Origin of the sequence: Paracoccus aminophilus JCM 7686, assembly GCF_000444995.1 — a bacterium.
Taxonomy (GTDB): domain Bacteria; phylum Pseudomonadota; class Alphaproteobacteria; order Rhodobacterales; family Rhodobacteraceae; genus Paracoccus; species Paracoccus aminophilus.
Genome location: NC_022041.1, coordinates 1,385,707 through 1,406,009 on the forward strand (window position 1 = coordinate 1,385,707; position 20,303 = coordinate 1,406,009).

At 63.6% G+C, this 20,303-nt stretch carries 17 protein-coding genes and 2 tRNA genes; 8 read left to right on the forward strand and 11 right to left on the reverse strand.

The features are described from left to right. The first annotated feature begins 46 nt into the window (after positions 1-46). Together JCM7686_RS06910 and JCM7686_RS06915 are read left to right on the forward strand one after the other, a co-directional pair. Positions 47-1,123 (forward strand): NAD(P)H-dependent flavin oxidoreductase, encoded by a 1,077-nt coding sequence (locus JCM7686_RS06910; RefSeq protein WP_020950137.1) that lies wholly within the window; start codon positions 47-49, stop codon positions 1,121-1,123. A 160-nt stretch (positions 1,124-1,283) separates the two neighbouring features. After that, positions 1,284-1,358, forward strand: a tRNA-Gln gene (locus JCM7686_RS06915). Between the two features lie 142 nt (positions 1,359-1,500). Here JCM7686_RS06915 and JCM7686_RS06920 read toward each other — a convergent pair. The 9 genes from JCM7686_RS06920 to JCM7686_RS06965 all read right to left on the reverse strand — a co-directional run bounded on the left by JCM7686_RS06920 (position 1,501) and on the right by JCM7686_RS06965 (position 10,511). Further along, positions 1,501-3,084, reverse strand: coding sequence for a GMC family oxidoreductase (locus JCM7686_RS06920; RefSeq protein ID WP_020950138.1), 1,584 nt, complete (start codon positions 3,082-3,084; stop codon positions 1,501-1,503). Between the two features lie 4 nt (positions 3,085-3,088). Then, entirely contained in the window at positions 3,089-4,540 is a 1,452-nt protein-coding gene (locus JCM7686_RS06925; protein ID WP_020950139.1) for an NAD-dependent succinate-semialdehyde dehydrogenase, read from the reverse strand. A 117-nt stretch (positions 4,541-4,657) separates the two neighbouring features. Continuing rightward, on the reverse strand, positions 4,658-5,005 hold the full coding sequence (locus JCM7686_RS06930; protein WP_020950140.1) for a cupin domain-containing protein: 348 nt from the start codon (positions 5,003-5,005) through the stop codon (positions 4,658-4,660). 11 nt (positions 5,006-5,016) lie between these two features. Then, positions 5,017-5,763 carry an HpcH/HpaI aldolase family protein gene (locus tag JCM7686_RS06935; RefSeq protein ID WP_020950141.1) on the reverse strand — a complete coding sequence of 249 codons (747 nt, stop codon included), beginning with the start codon at positions 5,761-5,763 and terminating at the stop codon, positions 5,017-5,019. Continuing rightward, complete coding sequence (locus tag JCM7686_RS06940) at positions 5,760-6,665, reverse strand: DUF6282 family protein (RefSeq protein WP_020950142.1); 906 nt, start codon at positions 6,663-6,665, stop codon at positions 5,760-5,762. The genes JCM7686_RS06935 and JCM7686_RS06940 overlap by 4 nt, the downstream gene beginning before the upstream one ends. Further along, positions 6,665-7,747: a beta/alpha barrel domain-containing protein gene (locus JCM7686_RS06945; protein ID WP_020950143.1), complete on the reverse strand. Its 1,083-nt coding sequence runs from the start codon at positions 7,745-7,747 to the stop codon at positions 6,665-6,667. The genes JCM7686_RS06940 and JCM7686_RS06945 overlap by 1 nt, the downstream gene beginning before the upstream one ends. A 4-nt stretch (positions 7,748-7,751) precedes the next feature. Next, positions 7,752-9,026 (reverse strand): TRAP transporter large permease, encoded by a 1,275-nt coding sequence (locus JCM7686_RS06950; protein ID WP_020950144.1) that lies wholly within the window; start codon positions 9,024-9,026, stop codon positions 7,752-7,754. Continuing rightward, the gene (locus JCM7686_RS23370; protein WP_020950145.1) at positions 9,023-9,508 is read right to left on the reverse strand and encodes a TRAP transporter small permease; all 486 of its coding nucleotides are present in this window, start codon (positions 9,506-9,508) and stop codon (positions 9,023-9,025) included. The genes JCM7686_RS06950 and JCM7686_RS23370 overlap by 4 nt, the downstream gene beginning before the upstream one ends. Positions 9,509-9,521: 13 nt before the next feature. Continuing rightward, positions 9,522-10,511 carry a TRAP transporter substrate-binding protein gene (locus JCM7686_RS06965; protein ID WP_020950146.1) on the reverse strand — a complete coding sequence of 330 codons (990 nt, stop codon included), beginning with the start codon at positions 10,509-10,511 and terminating at the stop codon, positions 9,522-9,524. Positions 10,512-10,648: 137 nt separating this feature from the next. Here JCM7686_RS06965 and JCM7686_RS06970 point away from each other — a divergent pair, with 137 nt between their 5' ends. The 4 genes from JCM7686_RS06970 to JCM7686_RS06985 all read left to right on the forward strand — a co-directional run bounded on the left by JCM7686_RS06970 (position 10,649) and on the right by JCM7686_RS06985 (position 15,905). Continuing rightward, a complete protein-coding gene (locus JCM7686_RS06970; RefSeq protein WP_041527194.1) occupies positions 10,649-11,380 on the forward strand; it encodes an IclR family transcriptional regulator in 732 nt (243 codons plus the stop codon). Between the two features lie 312 nt (positions 11,381-11,692). Then, positions 11,693-14,107, forward strand: a complete 2,415-nt coding sequence (gene lon, locus JCM7686_RS06975) for an endopeptidase La (protein ID WP_020950148.1) — start codon at positions 11,693-11,695, stop codon at positions 14,105-14,107. Between the two features lie 170 nt (positions 14,108-14,277). Further along, a tRNA-Val gene (locus JCM7686_RS06980) sits at positions 14,278-14,352 on the forward strand. An 887-nt stretch (positions 14,353-15,239) separates the two neighbouring features. After that, complete coding sequence (locus JCM7686_RS06985; protein ID WP_020950149.1) at positions 15,240-15,905, forward strand: GNAT family N-acetyltransferase; 666 nt, start codon at positions 15,240-15,242, stop codon at positions 15,903-15,905. A 245-nt stretch (positions 15,906-16,150) separates the two neighbouring features. Here JCM7686_RS06985 and JCM7686_RS24665 read toward each other — a convergent pair whose 3' ends face one another. Then, on the reverse strand, positions 16,151-16,327 hold the full coding sequence (locus JCM7686_RS24665; RefSeq protein WP_158442342.1) for a hypothetical protein: 177 nt from the start codon (positions 16,325-16,327) through the stop codon (positions 16,151-16,153). A 288-nt stretch (positions 16,328-16,615) separates the two neighbouring features. Further along, positions 16,616-18,103 (reverse strand): MocR-like pyridoxine biosynthesis transcription factor PdxR, encoded by a 1,488-nt coding sequence (gene pdxR, locus JCM7686_RS06990; protein ID WP_020950150.1) that lies wholly within the window; start codon positions 18,101-18,103, stop codon positions 16,616-16,618. 97 nt (positions 18,104-18,200) lie between these two features. Here pdxR and JCM7686_RS06995 point away from each other — a divergent pair, with 97 nt between their 5' ends. Together JCM7686_RS06995 and JCM7686_RS07000 are read left to right on the forward strand one after the other, a co-directional pair. Further along, positions 18,201-18,944, forward strand: coding sequence for a sulfite exporter TauE/SafE family protein (locus tag JCM7686_RS06995; protein WP_020950151.1), 744 nt, complete (start codon positions 18,201-18,203; stop codon positions 18,942-18,944). 141 nt (positions 18,945-19,085) lie between these two features. Continuing rightward, positions 19,086-20,291, forward strand: a complete 1,206-nt coding sequence (locus tag JCM7686_RS07000) for a benzoate/H(+) symporter BenE family transporter (protein WP_020950152.1) — start codon at positions 19,086-19,088, stop codon at positions 20,289-20,291. The last annotated feature ends 12 nt before the right edge of the window (positions 20,292-20,303 follow it).

Below are 20,303 nucleotides of genomic sequence, written 5' to 3' on the forward strand. Positions count from 1 at the left end.
GCGCGGCGGCAGGAGCATTCTTTCGGACAAGATGAAGGAGCCTCTGATGACGATGTCTCACGCCTTGCGCAATCTGGTCCCGATTGATCTGCCGATTTTTCAAGCGCCCATGGCCGGGGTCTCCACGCCGGCACTTGCGGCGGCGGTTTCCGAGGCAGGCGGGCTTGGCGCGCTGGGGCTGGGTGCCTCAAATGTTGCGGCGGCGGGCACGGCCATCGCCGAGCTGAAGGCCCGGACGCAGGCGCCTTTCAACGTCAATTTCTTCTGCCACGAACCCGCCCGCCGCGATGCGGCGCTCGAGGCGCGCTGGATCGCGCGCATGGCGCCGCTCTTTGCCGATTATGGCGCGGTGCCGCCAGCGGCGCTGGCCGAGATCTATGAGAGCTTTCGCAGCACCGATGCCTTCCTCGAGCTTGTGCTCGCGACGCGCCCGGCGGTTGTGAGCTTCCATTTCGGTCTGCCCTTGCCCCATCAGATTGCGGCGATGCGGGGGGCGGGGCTGGTCATTCTTGTCAGCGCCACCTCACTGGCCGAGGCGCGCGCGATTGTCGCGGCGGGGTGTCATGGCGTGATCGCGCAGGGTTGGGAGGCTGGGGGGCATCGCGGCATCTTCGACCCCAATGGGCCGGATGAGCGGCTGTCCTGCGCCGATCTGACCCGGCTCTTGGTGCGTGAGATCTCGGTGCCGGTAATCGCGGCGGGAGGCATTATGGACGGCGCCGATATCCGTCGCGCCTTGGCTAATGGCGCGGCGGCGGCGCAGCTCGGGACGGCCTTTGTCGGCTGCCCTGAAAGCGCGGCTGATGCGGCCTATCGCGCGCGGATGGCCTCGGGGGGCGAGACGGTGATGACGCGGGTGATCTCGGGGCGTCCGGCGCGCTGTCTGACCAATCGTTTCACGGCTTGGGGCGAGGATGTCGCCGCGAGCGAGGTCGCCTCTTACCCCTGCGCTTACGATCTTGGCAAAAGCCTGAATGCGGCGGCGAAGGCGCAGGGCGAAAGCGGCTTTGGCGCGCAATGGTCGGGCACGCAGGCCGCGCGGGCGGGCAGCCGCCCTGCGGCGGAGCTGATGGCCGAACTCGGGCGTGAGCTGGCCGAAGCAGAGGCATCGGCGCGCCCGTAATCGCGGAGGAAGCGGAGTACTTCGGGCCGCGTAATCCGGGGACAAGAGATGAGCCATTCGGGCATAAGGCCGAAGCGTGAAGAAATTGTCTCGGAACTGTCATTCCTGACGCCTGATGGGGTTGCAGCCGCCGAAAAGCTTGTCTAGAAGCACCCTCAGTTGGGGCGTGGCCAAGTGGTAAGGCATCGGTTTTTGGTACCGTGTACCGTAGGTTCGAATCCTACCGCCCCAGCCAAATTTCTGAAAAACTGAACCAAGACAATCTGTTGACGCAGAGCCGGACCTGCTGGCCCGGGCTGTTCCGTTTGTCTTGATCTGTCCGCGAGACGCGTTGGGGCCTGCAAAGGCAAACGCCGGGCATCTCTCCCGGCGTCTTTTCATTGACCGCTCAGAATGAAATCGGCGCAGCGTTCGCCGATCATGATTGTCGGCGCATTGGTATTGCCGCTGACCAGCGCGGGCATGACCGAGCAATCCGCGATCCGCAGTCCTTTCATGCCCCGCAGCCTCAGTGTCGGATCGACGACCGCGAGATCATCGACCCCCATCTTCGCGGTGCAAGAGGGGTGGAAGACGGTCTTGGCAAAGCGGCGGCAATGCGCCTCGAGCCCCTCGGGCGTGTCACCGGCGGGGCCGGGCGCGAGCTCCTCGGTCAGAAGACTCGCCAAGGCAGGCGCCCGCAGGATGCGACGGCAGAGCGAGACCCCGCGCATCATGGTCTGGATGTCGTGATCGGTCGAGAGATTGTTGGCATGAAGAACCGGCAAAGCGCGCGGATCGGCACTGTGCAGGGTGACCACGCCGCGAGAGGTCGGGCGCAGACAGCAGGGGTTCAGCGAAATCCCATGCTGCTGGGGCGGCGCGCGGTCGGCATCACCGACCAGCACTGGCACGACATGGATCTGGACATCCGGGCGGCCCGTGCCCGCGGTATCCAGAAAACCGCCCGATTCAATCACATTCGAGGCGAGAATCCCGGTCCGCGTCAGCAGATATTGCGCCATCAGCCGGACCGCGCGCAGCCCGCGATCCGCGCCGTAAAGGCTGATCGGATCGCGCAGCCCGCCATAGACCGAAGCCGCGATATGGTCCTGATAATTCCGGCCAACCCCGTCGAGCCGATGGCTCTGCGCGATCCCATGCGGGGCCAAAGCCTCCTCCGGGCCGATCCCCGACAGCATCAGGATTTTCGGCGTCCCGAGCCCACCCGCCGAGAGAATGACCTCATGGCGCGCGGTAAAGCTCTGGACCTGACCATTGCTCATGCGGACCTCGACGCCGTAAACGCGGTCGCTCTCGATCAGCAGACGCTGGACCTCGGCGCCATGGCGCAAGGTCAGGCGCGGGTTCTTGCGGATCGGGCCGAGATAGGTCACCGCCGTCGATGCGCGCCGCCCGTTCTGCGTGGTCGATTGGAAAAAGCCCACGCCCTCTTGTTTCGCCCCGTTGAAATCCTGCGTCAGCGGCAGGCCCGCCTGTTGCGCCGCGCGCAGGAACGCATAGGCTAAGGGATGGCGATGCGCGGGGTCCGAGACGGTCAGGGGGCCTTCCGTGCCGTGGAACTCATCGGCAAGACGGCAATTCGCCTCGGCCTTGCGGAAATAGGGCAGGACATCGGCATAGGACCAGCCGGTTGCGCCGAGACCTGCCCAGCCGTCGTAATCCTGCGCATCGCCGCGAATATAGATCATCGCATTGACCGAGGACGAGCCGCCAAGCGTGCGCCCCTGCGGCACGTTCATCACCCGTCCCAAAGCGCCGGGCTCGGGCTCGGTCGCATAGGGCCAGGTGCGCTGCGAGCCGATGACGCGCACGAAAGTGCCGGGGATATGGACGAAGGGGGTGCGATCGCTCGGGCCTGCTTCGAGCAGCAGGACCGAGCGTCCGGCATCGACCAGACGGCGCGTGACAACCGCGCCGCCCGAGCCTGCGCCGATCACGATATGATCGAAGCTCTCCATCCGCTCAACCGTTCAGCTGCGAGACGAATTTGGTGGTGAGATAGGCCTGAATGCCTTCCGAACCGCCCTCTGATCCATGGCCCGAATCCTTGACGCCGCCGAACGGGGTCTCAGGCGCGGCAAGGCCGAAATGGTTGAGCGAGAGCATCCCGGTCTCGATCCCGCGCACCATCGCATGCGTGCGCTCGGTGCGATGGGAAAAGCCGAAAGCGGCCAGACCGAAGGGCAGGCGGTTCGCTTCCGCAATCGCCTCGGAGAGATCGGAGAAGCGGTTCAGGATCGCGATCGGACCGAAGGGCTCTTCGTTCATGATCCGCGCCGAGACCGGCACATCCGCCAAAACCGTTGGCTGGAAGAAGAAGCCGGTATTGCCGTGGCGCGCGCCGCCGGTCAGCAGCCGCGCGCCTTGCGCGACCGCATCATCGACCAGCGCCTGCATCGCATCGAGCCTCCTCGCATGGGCAAGCGGGCCCATGGTCACGCCCTCTTGCGTGCCCTCGCCAAGCGTGAGGCTTTGCGCGGCCGCGACAAAGGCCTCGGCAAAACCGTCAAAGGCGGCCTCTTGGATCAGGAAGCGCGTGGGCGAGGCGCAGACCTGCCCGGCATTGCGGAATTTCAGCCCGGCGCCGAGGGCCGCGGCCTTGGCGATGTCATAATCGTCGCAGACGATATAGGGGGCGTGACCGCCGAGCTCCATCGTCGTGCGCTTGAGATGGCGCGCGGCCATGGCGCCGAGATGCTGGCCGACTTGCACCGAGCCCGTGAACGAGACCTTGCGGATCACCGGCGAGGGGATCAGATGCGCGGAGATCTCGGCGGGCACACCAAAGACGAGGTTCAGCGCCCCCGCAGGCACGCCCGCCTCCTCAAAGCATTTGACCAGGATGATGATGCAAGAGGGGGTTTCCTCGGGTGCTTTGGCGATGATCGTGCAGCCCGCCGCCAGCGCGCCCGCGATCTTGCGCACGATCTGGCCGATCGGGAAGTTCCACGGGCTGAAGGCCGCGACCGGGCCGACGGGTTCGAGGATGGTGCTTTGCATGACTTCGGGCTGGCGGGTCGGGATGACGCGGCCATAGGTGCGGCGCGCTTCCTCGGCATACCAGTCGATGTGATCGCCCGCGCCGCCTGCTTCCATCCGCGCCTCGGCCAAAGGCTTGCCCTGTTCGCGCGTCATCGCCTGCGCCATCTCCTCGGCGCGCGCACGGGCCAAGGCGGCTGCGCGCTTCAGGATCGCCGCGCGCTCATAGGCCGAGGTTCGCGACCACGGGCCAAAGGCGCGCGCCGCTGCGGCCAGCGCGGCGTCGAGATCGGCGGCTTCGGCCAAAGCCACCTCGCCGATCTGCGCGCCGGTGGCGGGGTTCAGCACCGCGCCGCGACGATTGCCCGAACCGGCGGTCCAGTGGCCGTCGATGAACAGGGAGGGGCTAGGGGAAATCTCTGGGGAATTGCTCATGGGAAGGCTCCGGGCAATAGGGGGAGGAGGCGCGGCCACGACAGGCCGTACCGAGAGGAGATGGCGAATTTTGAGGAAAAGCGCGCCGCAGCGGGCGCGGGTCAGATCCGTGCCGGATCAGACTTCGGGCAGGGGTGCATATTCGGGCCGCGCCGGGGTGAAGACGTCGATATTGATGACCTCTTCATCGCCGACAACGACCGCATGATGCATGACATCGCCGGGGATGGTGACAATGCCGCCCGGGCCAAGGCGCACGATCTGATCGCCGATGTGAAAATCCGCCGTGCCCGAGACGATATAGGCAATCTGCTCGTTCGGATGTTTGTGCGGGCGCGGCTCATGGCCGGGCTGCAGGCGATGGAGCGCCAGCGTCGCGCCTGCGCCGGAAAAGGCCTTTTGCTCGACGCCCTTGCGGATTTCCTTCCATTCGAGGGTCGACCAGTCGATCTGATGGATGTTCATTCTTGTTCCTTTCAACTGTCGCGGCTGGCGGCCATGAGCCTGCGCGCGCCGCCTTGAAGCAGCCCCTGATCCGAGCCGCAGACGAAAACGGAAATGCCGCGCGCCCGCATCGGTGCGATCTGCGCGGGATCGCCGACGAAAAGCCCGGCCGCCTTGCCATGGTGCTGCGCGGCAGCGGCGACCTGATCGATGGCGGCCTGCATTTCGGGCGCATCGCCCGTGCACCCGAGCGAGAGCGCGAGATCCTGCGGGCCGATGAACAGGACATCGACCTCGGGCACGGCGGCGATCTCGTCGAGATGGGGGAGCGCCGCGGCATCCTCGATCTGGGCGAGAAAGACCGTCTCGGCGTCCGAGCGCGCGCGGTAATCGGCGGGGTTCATCCGGCCGTAATTCCCGGCGCGACCCGAGGGCGAAAAGCCGCGTCCGCGCGCATATTTCATTGCCTCGGCCACCGTCACCGCCTCGCGCGCGCTGCGGATATGGGGGACCATGACACCCGCGCAGCCCAGATCGAGCGCGGGCCAGATTGCGGGCCCTGCCGCATGGCTCGCGCGGATCAGGACCGGCAACCCGCTCGCCCGGCCCGCCAGCGCGATCAAATCGAGCGCCTCGATCCCGATGGGCGCATGTTCCTGATCGACGACGACGAAATCGACGCCGCCGCGCCCGAGAAGTTCGGTGACCTGCGGGCTCGGGGTCTTCTGGAACGGGCCGACGACCAGCTCGCCCGCCAGAATGCGCGCGCGCAGGCTCATGCGTCGAGCCCGGCGAGTTGGGCCGCATTGGTCGCGGTCATCAGCCGGATCTCGTCATCGCTGTGACCGAGCCCGATCAGCACCTCGATGATCTGGCGGAAGCCCTCGACCGGGGTCGGGTTGTTCTTCTGGCCAAGATCCGAGCCAAAGAGCGTGTTTTCCACGCCCGCCGCCGCAATCACCTCGCGCAGATGGTCAGTGTCGAAGATGTGGAAGGTAGAGGGCACGAACATGCAGATCGAATGTTCCATCTTCACGCCCATGGCGACGAGCTGGCGGATATCCTCCATCGAGCCCTCGTTGACATAGGTCGGATGGTTCAGAAAAAGCCGCGTGACGCCGCGCGCGCGCGCCTCTTCATAGAAGGGAAAGCATTCGCTGATATGGTGGTGACCCGCCGAGACGACCGCGTCATTTTCCGCGATCAGATCAAGAATCTCTTTGACCTCATCAAGCACCGCACCCTTGTCATCGACCAGAACCGTCGGAATAGCGGCGACGGTCTTTTTCGAATTGACCGGGAATTTGTTCTTGAAATCGGCCTCTTTGGCCTCGTGATCCATATGGTTCTTGGCATGGGCCGTCGCCATCCAGACCACGCGCGCGCCCTGTTTGAGCGCATAATCCACTGCCGAAGGGTTCAGCCCGCCGACGGGATTGTTCAGAACGATCGCGCCGATCGCCTGCGTCGTAAAGCCCATATTATCGTTGATCAGCCGGGTGACCGGCATGGTCGGGTAGTAGTGATCCTTGATCAGGACCGCGCGCATTCCCGCCTCATTGGCTTCGCGCACCACCTCGATATGATCGACCTTGCGCGGGTGAAGCGAGGGGCCGGGATGGGTGTGCAGATCGACCGCGCCTTTCATCAGCGCGTCGATGCGGGGGGTAAGATCGGTCATCAGAGGTCTCCGGTCAGAAGGTCGGTCCGGGCGTCGGGCAGCGCCGGGGGGATGAAGTTGCGCCATTGCGCATCGAGTTTCGGCATATCGGCAAAGCGCTTGCGGGCATCCGCCGCGCGGCCGGTGATTTCGGTGACGGTGACGTTTTTCTCGGCGCAATAGGCCTCGAGGCTTTCGACGGCCCCCGAGAGGACCGACCAGCCGCGCAGCATGACCGCTGACGAGAGGCCGACCGCCGAGGCCCCGGCGAGCACCATCCGCGCGACATCCGCGCCGTTTGTCGCGCCATTGATGCCGATGAGGGAGGCCTCGGGCCCGAGGAGCGCGCGCGTGGTCGCCAGCCAATGGCAGGTCAGCGGCAGGTTCCAAAAGCCGCCAACCCCGCAACTGGTCGAAAGGATCGGCGCCATCGTCTCGAGATCGGGGACCAGCCCAAGCGCGCGTCCCGCCATGACGACGCTTTCGGCCCCGGCCGCGAAGGCTGCGCGTGCAAGCTCGGGCACGCGCTCGCTTTGGCCGGTGATCTTGATCCAGACCGGGATCTTCACCGCCGCGACCATCATCGCGGTCAGGGCACCGACGCGCTCGGGCGAGAGCTCGGTTGCCACGGCACCCTTGGCGGCTTGGCTCGCATAGGGCGTGCCGATGTTGAATTCGAGCACGCGAAAGCCCGCCGCCTCGATCTGGCGGGCCATCTCGACCGCCGGTTCGGGGGCGGCAAGGATCAGCGAGGGCACATAGAGGCAGTCATGCGCCCGCGCGAAACGGTCCATCTCGACCGATTGCGCCAGCCAATCGGCAAAGCCCAAAGGATGAAGCCCCGAGCGGGTCAGCACCGTCGCCGGGGGCGCGTCAGCCCCCCAGGGCATGGGCCGCCAATCAGGCCCGAGTGCGACATATTCGGCGCGGGTCAGCTGATCCTTGGCCGCCTCGGATTCATTGGTCGATTTGCCGACCACCGCCCCCGCACCGGCCAAAATGGCCGAGCGGATGCCCTCTGCGTCAATCAGATGCTCGCCCGCCGCCGCAATCACCGGGTTTTTCAAACGCAACCGCCCGATCCGGGTTTCTAGTTTGCTCATCGGATTATCCCAAAAGGCTCGGCAGGAAGAGGACGACCTGCGGGAAGAGCGTGATGATGGCCAAGACGATCAGAGCAAGGCCCAGCATCGGCAAAGCGTGCAGCGCGATCTTTTCCATCGGTCTTCGGGTGACACCCGCAATGACGAAGAGACAAAGCCCGACCGGCGGCGTGACAAAGCCGATCAGCACGTTGAAGACCACCATGATTCCCAGATGCACCGGGTCCATGCCAAGGGTCGTGCCAATGGCGGTGAGCGCGGGGACGGTCAGGATCAGGACGCCGATCGTGTCGAGAAACATCCCCAGAACCAGCAGGATGATATTGACCATCAAGAGGATCACCAGCGGATTGTCCGAGATCGCGGTCAATCCGGCGACGGCCTTTTGCGGCAATTGCTCGACCGCGAAGATGAAGGCCACGACGTTCGCCATGCCGATCAGGACATAGATCGCCGAGCTCAGGATCGCGGTGTTGACCAGCGCTTTCTTGAGGAAGGGCCAGGTCAGCGCGCGATAGATGAAGCCCGCGACCAGCAGCGCATAGATCGCGGCAATGGCGGCGGCCTCGGTCGGGGTGAAGATCCCGCCACGGATGCCGACGACGATGATCACCGGCAGAAGCATGACCGGAAGCGCCTGATAGGCCGAGCGCAGGATCTCGGACAGAGGCATTGGGGCCGCGCGAGGATAGTTGCGTTTGCGCGCGATATAGATCGCATAAAGCGACAAAACGATCGCGAGCATGATGCCGGGAATGACGCCCGCGATCAGCAGCGCTGAAATCGAGGTGCCCGACAGCGCGCCATAAATGATCATCGCGATCGAAGGCGGCACCAGCGGCGCCATCAGCGACGAAACCGCGATCAGTGCCGCCGAATAATCGACATCATAGCCCTGACGTTTCATGTCCGGCACGAGCACGGTGCCAAGGGCCGCCGCATCCGCCGCCGCTGAACCAGTGACGCCGCCAAAGAGGAACGCGCCCCAGACCGCCGTCAGCGAAAGGCCGCCCCGGAACCGGCCGACGACCGAATTCGCGAGCCCAACGAGCTTTCGCGTCAACCCGCCGACATCCATGATATTGCCGGCGAGAATGAAAAGCGGGATCGCCAGCAGCACGAAGAGATCCATGCCCGCGATCATCCTCTGGGGCAGGGTGATCAGGAAGCGGGTCTGCTCGGTCGCCACGAAATAGCCAAGCGCGCTTGCGCCCAGCACGAAGGCGATGGGCATGCCGATCAGCAGGAAAAAGAAGAAGAAGGCGCCAAGCCAGATCATTCGTGGATCTCCGGCACTTCGGGCTCTTGAATGCCCAGAATTTCAACAAGGACGATATGGACCGCCAGCAGGACCGCGCCGACAACGATCGAGACGTTCACCCAAAAGAGCGAAAAGCCGAGCGTCGGCGAGAGTTGGAGCTGGGTCTTGATCGCGAATTTCCAGCCATACCAAGCGATTGCGCCCAGAAAGGCCAGCATGCCCGCCGCCGAGATCAGATCGCAGATCCGCCGAGCGAGCGGCGGAAGCGTCTCGACCAGAAAGCGCATGCCGAGAAACTGGCGGCGCGAATAGGCAAGCCCGGCGCCCAGCATGACGATCCAGATCATCGTCAGCCGCATGAGCTCTTCGGACCAAACCAGCGAATTGCCCGCGACATAGCGAAACCAGACCTGAAGCCCGCCGAGCACCGCGACCAGCGAGATCCCGAGCAGGCTGATGGTCTCAATCAGGGCGACATAGCCCTGCCAAAGCCGTTTCATGCTGCTGTCCCGATCATTGCTGCGCGGAAAGCTCGGTCGCTTCATCGGCGAAGGCCGCGATCAGCGGATCTTTCGCTTTGTAGCGATCGACGAGCGGAGCGAAGACGGCCTTCATCTCGGCATTGAATTCCGGGGTGGGCGTGATCACCGGGATATGGTGCTCGGCCAGATTGGCCTTGATCTTGTCGTCAAGCTCGGCGACGGCCATGACCTGCGGTTCGATAGTCTCGGCGGCGGCTTGGCGCATGGCTTGCTGCTGCTCCTCGTCCAGACCGTTGAAGACATCCTTGTTGACCAGCAGGAACGAGGGCCAGAAGTAATGCCCGGTCAGCGTGACCCCTTTGGCGACTTCATAGAATTTCTCGGAAGCGATCGAGGAGAGGTTGATCTCGACCGCATCAAGCGCCCCGGTTTCCAAGGCGGAATAGACCTCGCCATAGGCCATCGGCGTCGGATTGGTGCCAAGCTCTTTCCAGATATCGATGAAGAGCGGGACCGGCGCGACGCGGGTCTTGAGCCCTTTGAAATCCGCGATTTTCTCGACCGGGGCCTTGACGGTCAGGAAATGGCGCTGCCCACCGTCGTAAAGGCCAAGCGCGATCATGTCGTGATCTTCGAGCCTGTCCATGATCGCGCGGGCCGAGGGCGATTTGGCGAGTTTTGCGAAAGCGGCGTAATCGGGAATGATGCCGGGAAGCTGGAACGCATCGACCGCGGGGATCATCGTGGCGAGCGCCGAGGACGAGTTCACCGTCATGTCGATGGTGCCCATCTCGACGCCTTCCATCAGCTCTTTCACATCGCCGAGCTGGCGCGCCGGGAAAATCTCGATCTTCACATCACCGTTGGAAATCCGCTCGACCGCCTCTTTGAAGCGCACTGCGGTGTCGTGGTTCGGATGGGCCTCAAAGACGGCATGACCCAGACGCAGGGTCACCGGGGCTGCTTCCGCACCAAGGGCGGCCAGGCTGAGAACAGCGGCCAGCGCAAAGGAATATTTCATTTCTCTCCTCCCGTTGTTCTCCACACGAGAACACTGTTCTCTATAATCTTGATGTGCTAATCAAAGTCAATTGCAAGATGTGTGTTCTGCTTGGGGGAAGAGTTATGGCGGGATCTGAAGGGGTTAAGGCGGCGGACATGTGTCTGCGCATTCTGGAATATGTGGCCTTCTCGCCCGAGCCGGGGGGCGTGACCCAGATCGCCGATTCGGCGGGACTCGCCAAAAGCGCGGCCTTCAAGCATTTGCAGACGCTGATGGATCACGGGTTTGTGACGCAAGATCTGGTGACCAGCCGTTACCGGCTTGGCCCCAAGGCCTGGCTGATCGGGCAGCAGGCGCAAAGCCTGAATGACTTCACCGCGATCGCGCTTCCGTTCATGCTGGCGGCGCGCAATGAAACCGGGCTCGCCGTGGTGATGTCGACGCCGATGCCCGGTGCGGCCTTCGTGACGTTGACCTGCGCCAGCACCCATCAGATCGAGATCGGGGTCCGCACCGGCAGCCAGCTTGCGCTGCATGGCTCGGCGCAGGGCAAGATCTTCCTCGCCTTTGGCGCGCCGCAACAGCTTGAAGATCTGCGCGTGACACCGCTGACGGCGGTGACGCCCCATACGATCACCGATTGGAATGTGCTGGCCGCAGAGGTCGCGGCGGCGCGCAAGGCGGGCTTTGCCTCGGCCCCGCAGGAGGCGCTTTTGGGCATCAACACCATGGCCGCGCCGGTTTTCAACTACGATGGCAAGCTGATCGCCAGCGTGGCGTTCGTGGGCTCGATCCAGCATATCCCGACCGATCCCGATCCGGTGCTGGTCCAGCGCCTGAAGACCCTGACGCAAGACATTTCGCGCGCGCTTGGTGCTCAGGGCTGAGGAGGGCTGGGCGAAAGTCACGGGCGGTGGCCTGCCCAGTGGAGGGGCGTGCCGCTTGTCCGCGTGCATCTGAGCTTGGGATAAGATCAGGCTGGCGCAGCGCGAAAGGGCTGCTATTCTTGCACATCCTTCGCCGCGAATCCCATGATCCGGGGTGGGGGAAATGACGAGGTGAGCAAGGAAGCCAGCGGGAACAACAGGCGAACCGGAGACCATTGAACCGGTGCTGCAGGTTTCCTATCTAAGCATCCAGCAGGGATTGAATGCTGCCGCTTCCGGGGCTTTGATCCTTGGCGAGAAAGGACTGATTTTATGAACCAAATCGCTCATGAGACCCATCCCGTCCTGCCGCTTCGGGACATTGTGGTCTTTCCGCATATGATCGTGCCGCTGTTCGTCGGTCGCGAGAAATCCGTGCGTGCGCTCGAAGCGGTGATGGAACAGGACCGTCCGATCCTTCTGGCGGCCCAAAAGGACGCCACCGTCGATGAACCGGCAACGGACGGAATTTTCGAAACCGGCGTTCTTGCGAATGTCCTGCAGCTGCTGAAGCTTCCCGACGGGACCGTGAAGGTTCTGGTCGAGGGACGCGAGCGTGTGCGCATCACGAAATATATCGAGAACGAGAGCTATTTCGAAGCCAGCTCCGAGCCGCTCTCGGAAGTGCCCGGTGACGCTCAAAGCCTTGAAGCCCTGACCCGCACCGTCGCCGAGGAATTCGAGCGCTATGTCAAAGTGCGCAAGAATATCCCCGAAGAGGTGATCAACGCAGTTAGCGAGACCCGCGATCCGGCGCGTCTGGCCGATCTGGTCAGCGGTCATTTGGGCATTGATGTGACGAAGAAACAGGATCTCCTCGAGACCCTGAACGTCGCTGAACGTCTGGAAAAGGTCTATGGCCTGATGCAGGGCGAAATGTCCGTGCTGCAGGTCGAGAAGAAGATCAAATCCCGCGTCAAGAACCAGATGGAGAAGACGCAGCGCGAGTATTATCTGAATGAGCAGATGAAGGCCATTCAGAAGGAACTCGGCGAGGGCGAAGACGGCGGCAACGAGATCACAGAGCTTGAGGAAAAGATCGCTGCGACCAAATTCAGCAAGGAAGCCCGTGAAAAGGCCGATGCCGAGCTGAAAAAGCTGAAGTCGATGTCGCCGATGTCGGCCGAGGCCACGGTCTCGCGCAACTATCTCGACTGGCTGCTCAGCCTGCCGTGGGGCGTGAAGTCGCGCACCCGCAAGGATCTGAACAAGGCCGAAGAGGTGCTCGACGCCGATCATTATGGGCTTGAAAAAGTCAAAGAGCGGATCGTCGAATATCTGGCTGTCCAGAACCGTTCGGCCAAGCTGAAAGGCCCGATCCTCTGCCTCGTCGGTCCTCCGGGCGTGGGTAAAACCTCGCTGGGTCGCTCGGTCGCGAAAGCGACGGGTCGCGAATTCATCCGCATCTCGCTTGGCGGCGTGCGCGACGAATCCGAGATCCGCGGTCACCGTCGGACCTATATCGGTTCGATGCCCGGCAAGATCATCCAGGCGCTGAAAAAGGCCAAGACCACGAACCCGCTCATCCTGCTCGACGAAATCGACAAGATGGGGCAGGACTTCCGTGGCGATCCGGCTTCGGCCATGCTCGAGGTGCTTGATCCGGAACAAAACTCGACTTTCGTCGACCACTATCTTGAGGTGGAATACGATCTGTCGAACGTGATGTTCCTGACCACGGCCAACAGCTACAACATGCCGGGCCCGCTGCTCGACCGGATGGAGATCATTTCTCTCGCCGGCTACACCGAGGACGAAAAGCGCGAGATCGCGCGCCAACACCTGCTGTCCAAGCAGATCGAGGCGAACGGGCTGCGCAAAGGCGAATTCTCGGTAAGTGACGAAGCGCTGACCCATATGATCCGCTATTACACGCGGGAAGCCGGGGTGCGCTCGCTTGAGCGGGAGATCGCGAAACTGGCCCGTAAGGCTGTGACCGAGATCCTGAAAGGGACGGTCAAATCGGTCGAGGTCGATCCGGCGAAGGTCGAGGAATATCTCGGCGTGCGTCGCTTCCGCTACGGTCTGGCCGAGAAGGAAGATCAGGTCGGTGTCGTCACTGGTCTCGCCTGGACGCAAGTCGGGGGTGACCTGTTGCAGATCGAGGCTTTGAAGCTCCCGGGGAAAGGTCGCATGAAAACGACCGGTAAACTCGGCGAGGTGATGAAGGAATCGATCGAGGCGGCGTCCAGCTTCGTGCGCTCGATTGCTCCGGAAATCGGGGTGAAGCCCACGAAATTCGAGAGTGTGGACATTCACGTCCACGTCCCCGAAGGCGCGACCCCGAAAGACGGGCCTTCGGCCGGTCTTGCGATGGTGACCTCGATCGTCTCGGTGCTGACGCAGATCCCGGTCCGCAAGGACATCGCCATGACCGGCGAGGTGACCTTGCGCGGCAATGCGCTGGCCATCGGCGGCTTGAAAGAGAAGCTTCTGGCGGCTTTGCGCGGCGGCATCAAAACCGTGCTGATCCCGGCCGATAACGAAAAGGACCTGGCCGATATCCCGGCCAATGTGAAGGAAGGGCTCAAAATCATTCCGGTCAGCCATGTGCGTGAGGTTCTGCAACACGCTCTGGTCCGGATGCCCGAGCCGATCGAATGGGACGAAGCGGCAGAAGAAGCTGCCGAGGCCAGCCGCCTTGCCGCGCTTCGCGGTGAAAGCACCGGCGCGGCCGTGGCGCACTGATCGCGTTCTGGTTCGATGATAAAAACAAGGGAAGCGCGCGGGGGAAACTCCGCGCGCTTTTCATTTGGTCACCTTGGGCGCTTTGGTTGGGGCCGGGGCGAATTTAGTCACATCCCGATGACAGTTTTCCTCTTGCAGCCCCGGGCCGCGCCAGCTATCTAGCCCGCGTGGGGCGATTAGCTCAGCGGTAGAGCGCTTCGTTCACATCGAAGATGTCAGCGGTTCAAATCCGTTATCGCCCACCATTTCCTTCCGCAATTCCAATTGGTTATGGCATAATCTGCGCCTCTTACGAAGCGTGCCGCGGTCCGCTGAACCCAAGAGCGCGACCTGAGCTTTACGTAATCCAGCACTTTGGCGGCTTTCTTCAGGTGGTTCGGCGCGAACCGGCCATAGGGAGCAGAGGTGATTGCCGTGGCGCGGATTCGCCAGCAACCCTCTGCCTTCGGCAGGCTACTCGGAAGTGTTGCTGCGCTAGTGAAATCGCCTACCTGTCCGCCCGATCCGGCGCATTACCGGATTGCCGTGGCTTTTCGTCAGCTTGGAGGCTCAGGAAGCATGGGGGCGTTTCCTCGGAAAGGGTGATCCTATCTTGCTGGTATGGCCAGATAGATAGTCTCCGGGGCGCCAGATAGTTACGGAGCATTGCTGCTGAGTTCGGTCGCTATGCTGCCAGCCCCTCTTCGGGTTGATCTCATACGACGCGTTTGGTCTCGACCACGCCGAACGCGTTGAAACGCTCAATGAATGCGACACGGATAGAGACACCGACGATCAATGCGTCAGTGCAGATCTTCCAACTCGTTCTGCGGCAGCGACCAGCGTCAGGCTTGGTCCGACGCTCCAATTGCCTCACGGCTCCACGCTGGGATCTCGCTGCTAGGGGGCCTTTGCAAATCGCAACGATGCGAGACAGAGCCGCCTTTCAAGACCCCGCGTGACTCCCCGCCGCAACGGAGGCCTGCAGCCGGGCCGGAGCGCCGTCGCGCAAATCGACCGCCGTCGGCGCTGCAACGCAAATCTGAATGGTCGGATAGGAACGGAAAAATTGGTCGGATCGCACCGGCCATCGCCATGCGAAAGGCTTGGCGAAGGCGCTCCGGCCCGGCGCGCCGCCAATGGAGATAGAGACATGACGGGTTTGGCTGATTGGGCGGGTGTTCCCCGGCCCGAACGGAAAGTGCTCGAGGGGCAATATGTTTGGCTCGAGCCCTTCGATGCGGACAAGCATACGGCAGAGCTTTTCGCGGCTTCGAGCGGCGCAGGCACGGAAGACCGCTTCCGTTACCTCTTCGAAGAGGCTCCGGCCGACCTTGCGGAGATGGCCGCTTGGGGGGCGAAAGCGGCCCAAAGCACCGATCCACTTTTCTTCGCGGTCATCGACAAGAAGACCGGGCGCGTCGCGGGGCGTCAGACGCTGATGCGGATCGACACGACCCATGGCGTGATCGAGATCGGCCATATCTACTGGGGACCGGCGATCGCCCGCACACAGGCAGCGACCGAGGCGCTGTTTCTCTTCGCGGATTACTGCTTCGGCCTCGGCTATCGGCGGTTCGAGTGGAAATGCAACGATCAGAACGAGCCCTCGAAGCGGGCCGCAGCGCGGTTCGGCTTCACCTATGAAGGGCGGTTCAGGCAGCATATGGTCACGAAGGGCGCGAACCGGGACACGGCTTGGTTCGCGATCATCGACCAGGACTGGCCGCGACTGCGCGCCGCCTATCAGCACTGGCTCGAGCCCGCCAATTTCGACGAGACCGGACAGCAGCGCTCCAGATTAGCGACTGGCGCGTGAGCGACGCGCCGTTGCGGGGGGCGCTGCCCTCCGCCGCCATGTCGGCCAGGGCCGCCTTGCTTTCTGGTCGCATTGCTTTCTTGGCTCAACTCTGCTGCGACGAATTTCAGCCTGCGGCGGGCATAGACCTTCCGCGTGCTGTCCTTTCTAGACGCGGGTGATCTGCGTTCCCCGGCGCGGCAATCTCCACCTCTTCGCGTCATTGCGGATGCGCCTATCCCGGGCGAGCGGCCGACCGCAGCGGATCAGGTCGGCTTCGCGCTCGCCTTCGCGGCAGCGGTGATCGCGCTGACGCCAATGGAACGCAAGGCCGTATAGGAGCCAAGATCTCCGACCCGCGTCGGAAACTCGAACGGTTCAGAGAGCTGCATCAAGGCGAGGACGCCTTTGTTCTCCCAATCCGTGGGATGTGGGGTCCGCATGGCTGCTGACCGGCCTCGGCTTTGAGGCGCTGGCCACCACCAGCGTCGGCTATGAGTTCTCGGAGGGGGCGGCGCGATGCGCTTCTCGGTCTTGGCCGAGCGGAGATGCCGGGGCCGAGGTGGCGGCCGTCAGGGGCGGTGACATAGTGGCAAGCCGGATCTGACGAAAGCGTCGGGGTCAGGGCGCGGGTCTTCGCGCTCGCCATAGTGAAATCGCAAGACTGGCCGTGAGCTTTCGAGCGGTGCCAAAAAGCTGAGCCAGCCAATCCTGTAATGAAGATGGCACGACTAGCGCAACAACTCGCGGAACAGCTTTTCCAGCTTGCGGACGCCGCTTTCCAGCTCGGCCGGGGTGAAGGCGGCGAAGCCGAGCAGGAAGCCCGATCTCGCGCGCTCGGTGGCGTGAAGCCGGGTCAGCCCGGTCAGGCTGAGACCGACGCGCGCGGCGGCCTCGATGACGCGGACTTCGGGCAGATCGCAGGTCAGCAGGCACGGCATCTGAAGGCCGCCGACCGGCACGCGCGGCTCGACATATCCGGCGAGATGCTTCTCGGCCAGACGCACTAGCACTTGCAGGCGTTCGGCATAGATATTGCGCATCAGGCGGACATGGGCGCCGAAATGCCCGCCCTCCATGAACCGCGCCAACGTGAGCTGCGCGATCGAGGCGCTATGGCCGTCTTGCAGGGACCGCGCGATGGTGAAGGGCTGCACGAGTTCGGGGGGCAGGATCAGATAGGCGATCCTGAGACCGGGAAAGAGCGATTTGGTGAAGGTGCCGATATAGATCGTCCGGTCATTGCCATCGAGCCCCTGAACGCAGGCGGTGGGCTTGCCGGAATAATGGAACTCGCTGTCATAATCGTCCTCCATGATCCAGCCGCCCTGACGTTCGGCCCATTCGATCAAGGCAAGGCGGCGATCCAACGCCAGCGTGGCGCCCGTCGGAAACTGATGCGAGGGCGTCAGCGAGACGACCCGCGCCTGAACGGGGCTATCGAACATCTGGCCGACGAGAATGCCTTGCCGATCCAGCGCGATCGGCACCGGAACCGCACCAGCAGTCTCGAAAGCCTGCCGGGCACCGTGATAGCCGGGGTCCTCGACGAAGATCGGGTCGCCCTGATCGAGCAGCATCGCGGCGCAAAGCGACATTGCCTGTTGCGAGCTGGTGACGACCAGCACACGATCCGCGCTTGCCCGCGCCCCGCGTTCCAGATTGACGTAATCCGCAATCGCCTGTCGCAGTGGCTCTGCGCCTTGCGGATCGCTGTGGGCAAGCGCGCGGGTCCCGTATTCCTTCAGGACCTGCCGCTCGAGCTTCTCCCAAAGCTGGATCGGGAAGTTCCGGGTTTCCGGCACGCCTTGGGTGAAAGTGCTCGGGGGGCTGGTGCTGCGCAGGCCACCGCCCGCGACCATCGCCAGACCGCGCTTGCTCAGGCGCGGCGTAAGTGCCGTGCGGCTCGCCGGTCGCCGAGGCTTGCGATCGGCTGGCAGGAAACCCGAGAGCTCGGCCACGAAACTGCCGCTGCCGACCTTGCGCTCGATAAAGCCCTCGGAGTGAAGCTGGCCATAGGCGGCCTCGACCGTATCACGCGAAACCTCGAGCGACTGGGCAAGCACGCGCGTCGCGGGCAACGGCTTGCCTGCGCTGAGCGCGCCATCGAGGATCAGCTGGCGGATGGCGCGCTGGATCCGCGCATGAAGCGGCAGCGCGGCGAGATCGGGCCGGTTCAGCCAGGTCTTGACGGTTTCAAGTTGGGTGTGGCGAAACAAATGGTCTGCCTCTTGCCGAAAACTGGCCTGTCGAATTCCGCCATTCTAGACTAAAAGCCGCGAGACGTAAGGGCTCGGGCCGGGCAGGGGAAACGACGTGTCTTTCGAACTGATTGCTCTGCTTGTGGCTGGCGCGGCGGCGGGCGGGTTCATCAATGGACTGGCCGGTTTCGGGACTGCGCTGATGGCGCTTGGTCTCTGGCTTCAGATCCTGCCGCCCTGGCAGGCGGTGGCAATCGCGGCGGCCATGTCGGTGATCAGCGGGGTCCAGAGCATCTGGCTGATCCGCAAGGAGATGCGGTCCGGCATCCGGCGCGTGCCGCGCTTCCTCTTACCTGCGCTGATCGGCATTCCCCTCGGCGCCGCGGTGCTCGAACGGATCGATCCAACGCCGCTGAAGATCGCCCTTGCGGGATTCATGCTGCTTTACGGGCTTTTCTTCATGGCGCGGCGCGCTCTTCCGACCCTGCGACGGGAGCGGCCGCTTGCCGATGGGCTGGTCGGTTTCCTCGGAGGCTTTCTCGGCGGAGCCGCCTCGCTGTCTGGCGCGCTGCCGACGATGTGGTGCGCGATGCATCCTTGGAGCAAGGGCGAAACCAGCGCCGTCTTGCAGCCCTATAATGTGGTGATCCTCGGGCTGTCGACGGCGGTCTTTGCCTGGCGCGGGTATTACACGCGCGAGACGCTGCTTCTGATGGCGATTGCGCTGCCCGCGACGCTGATCTCCTCGCAGATCGGCACCTTGGTGTTTCGCAGGCTCAGCGATGCGGCGTTTCGCAGGCTGCTGATCTGGCTGCTCTTCGGCGCTGGCCTCTTGCTGGCGATCCGCGAGGCTTTCTGAGCGCAGCTTGGGCCGGTGCGCGGCGCCTGCGCAATGGTATGGCCATGATCGCTCAAATGGCCGGGTCCGCCGCGCCATTTCTCGGCTAGGTCCGGTCCGAGCCTTCGGCCCCGTGCCGCCCTTCCGAGAGATCCGTTTGCCATGTCCGCGAATAACCCTGCCCATAGTCCTGCCGCGCCGCTGCGCGCCAATGATCTGATCCATCCCATCGTCGCCGGACTGATCTCCGTCATCGTCAATTATGGCGGCACCTTCATTCTCGTCTTTCAGGCCGCGCGGATCGCGGGCCTCAGCGCCGCAGAGACTGCCTCTTGGGTGTGGTCGGTCTCGATCGGGGTCGGCGTGACCGGGCTGATCCTGAGCTGGCGTTACCGCGAGCCGATCATTACCGCATGGTCTACGCCCGGCGCTGCCTTTCTCGTCGCGACGCTTGGCACCACGAGTTATCCCGAGGCGATCGGCGCCTATATGCTCTCGGCTGCGGCCTTCGTCCTGCTCGGCGTCTCGGGCTATTTCGAGAAGGTCATCCGCCTGATCCCCGCAGCCATCGCCTCGGCTTTGCTGGCGGGCATCTTGCTGAATTTCGGGATCGGCGCCTTTGGCGGGGCGAGCACCGAGCCGCTGCTCGTCGGCCTGCTGGTCCTCTCCTATCTGCTGCTCAAGCGTTTCACCGCGCGCTATGCCGTGGTCGGCATTCTGATCATCGGCCTCGCCTGGCTTTTGCTGCGCGGCGAGGCGGGTCTTGCGGGGCTCGAGCTGAAACTGGCAGCCCCGGTCTTCACCTGGCCGGTCTTTTCGCTCAATGCTAGCCTCAGCATCGCGCTGCCGCTGTTTCTGATCACGCTCACCGGGCAATATATGCCGGGGATGCTGGTTCTGCGCAACGACGGGTTCAAGACGAGCGCCAATCCGATCGTCACGCTGACCGGGCTTGGCTCGCTGATCATGGCGCCGTTCGGCTCGCATGCCTTCAACGTCGCCGCAATCACCGCGGCCATCGTGACCGGGCCAGAGGCCCATGAGGACCGCTCGAAGCGCTGGATCGGCGGGATTGCGGCGGGGGTCTTCTACATCCTCGTCGGCGTGTTCGGCGTCACCTTGGCCGCGATCTTTATGGCCTTCCCCGCGAGCTTCATCACCACGCTCGCAGGGCTGGCGCTGCTTGGGACGATCGGCGGTAGTCTCGCAACTGCGCTGGCGGATCCCGCATCACGCGAGGCGGCGCTCATCACCTTCCTCGCCTCGGCCGCCAATATCCGAATGTTGGGCATCGGCGGCGCATTCTGGGGGCTGGTGATCGGCCTCATCGCCTATGTCGCGCTGCGGCAGGGGCCGCGGAGGACATGAGGGCTCGGGGTC